Here is a 2,990-nt window from a genome sequence, read left to right on the forward strand (position 1 = left end):
TGAATTTGACCAAGGCATCAGGGCTTTAGCTGCCCCCTCCCCTCCTCCGCGTGAAATCGTAAGCGGAGATTTCAGTGCCGAATTCCTCGCTTAGCGCTTCAATTGAAATCGGGAGCTAAAAGCCACACCACATGGTATTGTTGTGGGTTGGGGCTGTAACCATCGATAAGTACCTCTTATCGGAGGTTAGAAGACTCTGCGGTTGACCATGTCGGCGCAGTCCAGTAATTTTGATCAAACCGTTGTTATCGGAGCCACCATGAGCACCACCGTCAAAGTATCTGAAGCGAAGGCGCATCTGTCCGAACTGTTGGTGCGAGTTGAAGCCGGTGAGGATGTTATCATTTCCCGCGGCAATGACCCAATCGTGCGCATGTCGAGAATCCGAAAGGAAAGTGACTTGCAACTGTTGATGAACGAGGTGCGTGCTGCGCGTTCAAGGGCGACGCCATCGACACATGACGAAATTTTATCCTGGCGCGATGAAGGTCGTCGATGATGAGTTTTGTCATCGACGCGTCCGTGGCAGCCGCATGGCTCCTGCCAGAAGAATTTACCGCCGAGGCTGAAATTATCATAGGGTCGATATCTGCAACCTGCCCTATCCCCTCGCTATTCTGGTTTGAGATCCGCAATATTCTTGCGATGTCAGAGCGGCGTGGCCGCATCGGACCGGGCGATGCACTTGTTGGGATGGAGCGGATCAGGCGTCTTCCGCTGGACGACGCCGGAATAGGCAGTGATGGGATGGTGCTTCTCCTCTCGAACAAGCATTTGCTGAGTGCTTATGACGCCGCCTATCTTGCTCTTGCCATGAACAGAAGCTTGGCGCTAGCCACGCTTGACCGCAAACTCGCCGCAGCAGCCCGAAAGCAGGATGTCCAAGTTCTGGGTCCTTTCGCCCATGGCGACTGACGATAGAACGATTTCCGAACGGGCCGAAAAGCTCGACACCATCGCCGCCGTCCTGCCGATTGAGCGCCGCGATGAGCTGGCCGAGCTTCTGACCGATCAGGACATCGAAACGCTGAAGCATCTGGTTAACGAAGGCATGGGCGAGAACACCCTTCGCTCACTGACCTCGGACCTAGCATATCTCCAGGCATGGTGTCTGGCATCGACTGGCAAGAGTCTTCCGTGGCCAGCTCCCGAAGCGCTACTTCTGAAGTTCGTTGCCCATCATCTGTGGGACGCGGAGCGCCGGCGTGAGGATCCTGGCCACGGCATGCCGCAGGATGTCGATCGGTTGTTGCGCGATCAGGGGTTCCTCAGGTCACTCGGTCCGCATGCGCCAGACACCGTGCGCCGGCGTCTTGCGTCATGGTCAACGCTTACCAAATGGCGCGGCGCGGCGGGGGAGTTCGCCTCCCCTGCCCTAAAGCAAGCCATTCGCCTCGCGGTTCGCGCGACACCACGACCACGCAAGCGCAAGAGCGCAAAAGCCGTGACGGGAGATGTGCTGGCGAAGCTTCTTGCCTCATGCGGCACGAACAGCCTTCGCGATCTCCGTGACAACGCTATCCTCATGGTGGCATTCGCTTCGGGTGGCCGCAGACGCAGTGAAATTGCCGGACTACGCAAAGAGCAACTGACAGAGGAGCCGCCGATCGAGCGAGTGGATGGCCCTCCCCTCCCCTCTCTTTCGATCCACCTTGGGCGCACCAAAACTTCCGGCGCCGATAATGATGAGATCGTCTATCTTACCGGTCGGCCGGTAGAGGCGCTCAATGCATGGATGGAGGCAGCTAGTATCAAGTCAGGATCTATCTTCCGCAAAATCGATCGTTGGGGAAACTTGTCTCCTCGACCTCTCGATCCGAAGTCGGTCAACGACGTCGTCAAGCACCGCGCGGCGCTTGCTGGTCTCGACCCGGCAGAGTTTTCCGCGCATGGGCTGCGATCAGGGTATCTTACCGAGGCCGCCAATCGTGGCATTCCTCTGCCAGAAGCCATGGAGCAGTCGCGGCATCGTTCGGTGCAGCAGGCATCGAGTTATTACAATAGCGCGACAAGGAGAAGCGGGCGAGCGGCAAGACTGCTGTAGCAATGGCACCAGAGGCGACGTGATCGCTTTCGGGTCAATCGTACAAGAGCCTCCGGGCTTTAACGACTTCCTTGGTCTGGTGTAAAGGGGAACGGGCGGCCAGAGGAAACCATCAAGCACTCTCTTACAAGTCCGTCGGATTGGGCTCACTTTAAGGCCCTCCGCTTGCATAGGAACGAGGAAATTGAAGAGTGGGCTGCGAGATTGTGTGACGACGACTTGGACGGGATGCTTGTCTGGTTTCCCGGGAATGGTTCTACCCGGATCGAGAAACCAAAAGCGCTCTGCGCCATGCAGCTTTTCAACCGCCAGACACATGATCGGGGTCAGGTCCACGCGATGCTCATGGCAGCCGGTGCGGCACCAGAGCCGACTGATCTTCAGATGCTGGATAACTAAGCCAGGTGCTTTCCTAAAGGGACGGTCCGAACTAGTTCACAGAATGCGGAGGCCCATAGCGTAGGATCGCCCCCCTACCGCAAACGACTCCTTGAAGGCGACAGTGGCGCGGCTTTCCGCTTGGGGCTTTCCTATCCCATCGCACTACCATCGCTGCGGGGCACGCCAATGTTCAGCGGTGTCGCCTCCCTTACCTCTTCGCCGCAGCAGGCATGGTCCGGCTCCAAAAGCCAAGCGCAGTCGAACAGGGTGTCACGCGCGCCGCCTCCTTTGGCGCCGGCGTTCGTTTCGGTCCTTCGGACAAGGATGACACATCGGCTGCAACGCTCACCATGCAATACCCCGTGGAGAAGCTCCAAGCAAAGATAGCGACAACCGCTTCAATCTGAGGTTCACCGCGGCATTCTAGCGAGCCGAGGGGTGATCTGAACCCTTCAAACTGGACCATTTTTGGCTAGAGTTTTCCGGTGCATTTTTCCTGGCTGTGAAAGGAACGGAAGACGATGAAGGCATCGCAGTTTTCGGACGCACAGAAGGCGTTCATTTT

3 protein-coding genes are annotated in these 2,990 nt (G+C 57.3%); all 3 read left to right on the forward strand.

Going from position 1 to position 2,990, the window contains the following annotated elements:
- Positions 1-259 precede the first annotated feature (259 nt).
- Genes QZ869_RS13025 through QZ869_RS13035 form a run of 3 tightly spaced genes read left to right on the forward strand, consistent with a single transcriptional unit; the run spans position 260 to position 2,044 of the window.
- A complete protein-coding gene (locus tag QZ869_RS13025) occupies positions 260-499 on the forward strand; it encodes a type II toxin-antitoxin system Phd/YefM family antitoxin (RefSeq protein ID WP_296017710.1) in 240 nt (79 codons plus the stop codon).
- Positions 496-915, forward strand: coding sequence for a type II toxin-antitoxin system VapC family toxin (locus QZ869_RS13030; protein ID WP_246666467.1), 420 nt, complete (start codon positions 496-498; stop codon positions 913-915). Before QZ869_RS13025 ends, QZ869_RS13030 begins: the two co-directional genes overlap by 4 nt.
- Positions 878-2,044, forward strand: coding sequence for a site-specific integrase (locus QZ869_RS13035; RefSeq protein ID WP_296017714.1), 1,167 nt, complete (start codon positions 878-880; stop codon positions 2,042-2,044). The genes QZ869_RS13030 and QZ869_RS13035 overlap by 38 nt, the downstream gene beginning before the upstream one ends.
- Positions 2,045-2,990: the final 946 nt, after the last annotated feature.

It is taken from the genome of uncultured Agrobacterium sp., assembly GCF_913777885.1.
Classification (GTDB): Bacteria; Pseudomonadota; Alphaproteobacteria; order Rhizobiales; family Rhizobiaceae; genus Agrobacterium.